2 protein-coding genes are annotated in these 827 nt (G+C 67.8%); both read right to left on the bottom strand.

Annotated elements, in window-relative coordinates; genetic code table 11:
- A partial coding sequence (locus FZ938_RS30365) for a transposase (RefSeq protein WP_211101206.1) occupies positions 1 to 466 on the bottom strand: 466 nt, incomplete at its 3' end.
- Positions 467 to 545: 79 nt separating this feature from the next.
- Positions 546 to 827, bottom strand: a 282-nt coding sequence (tnpB, locus tag FZ938_RS30360) for an IS66 family insertion sequence element accessory protein TnpB (RefSeq protein ID WP_149201872.1), incomplete at its 5' end; no start/stop codon positions are given.

Here is an 827-nt window from a genome sequence, read left to right as displayed (position 1 = left end):
GGCGCGGGATCACCTCCAGCGTCTCGGTGATCGTCTCGCCCAGCTTGCACAGCTTGTCCGAGCCGCAGCACGGGCAGTTCGCCGGGGCCGGCACAACGACGCGCTCGCGGGGCAGGTGGTCGGGAAAGGGGTGGCGTGATGGCCGTTTGCGGGTGAAGGCCGCTACCGCAGTGGTTTTGGCAGCGGCCTGCTCGGCCGCCAACTCGTCCTCGCTGGCTGTCGCTTCCAGCTCTTCGAGCTGGAACTCCAACTGGTCCAGCAGACGCGCCTTGCGCTCGGAGCGTATGCCGTAGAGTTCGCGCCGGAGCTTCTCGATTTCCAGCTTCAGGCTGGCGATCAGCGCCTCTGTATTCGACGCCATCGCCTTGGCTCGCGCCGCTTCGGCTTCCGCCGCCTCCGCCCGCGCCTCGGCCTGCGCCAAGGCGGCGCGCAGGCTGGCAATGTCGTCGGGCGGGGCAGCGGTCATGGCGCCAGTTTACCTGGGAACGCGCCGTTGAGCCGCCGCAATCACCCCTGAACCGGTGCGTCGATTCACCGTGTCGCAGTCACCCCGCGACCTCGGGGCGCCAGGTCTTCTGCGGGTTGCGCCAGTCGATGCCCTCGAGCAGATAGCCCATCTGCCCAACCGAGATCGACACCGCGCCGTCCGCCGGCGTTGGCCAGATGAAACGGCCCCGCTCCAGCCTCTTCATGAACAGGCAACTGCCCTGGCCGTCATACCAGATGATCTTCACCAGATCGCCCCGGCGCCCGCGGAAGATGAAGAGATGGCCGCTGTGCGGGTCCTGGGCGAAGCGCTCCTGAACCAGCAGCGCCAAGCTTGCCCA

The organism is Azospirillum oryzae, assembly GCF_008364795.1.
GTDB lineage: Bacteria > Pseudomonadota > Alphaproteobacteria > Azospirillales > Azospirillaceae > Azospirillum > Azospirillum oryzae.
This window is presented reverse-complemented; position numbering and strand designations above follow the sequence as displayed.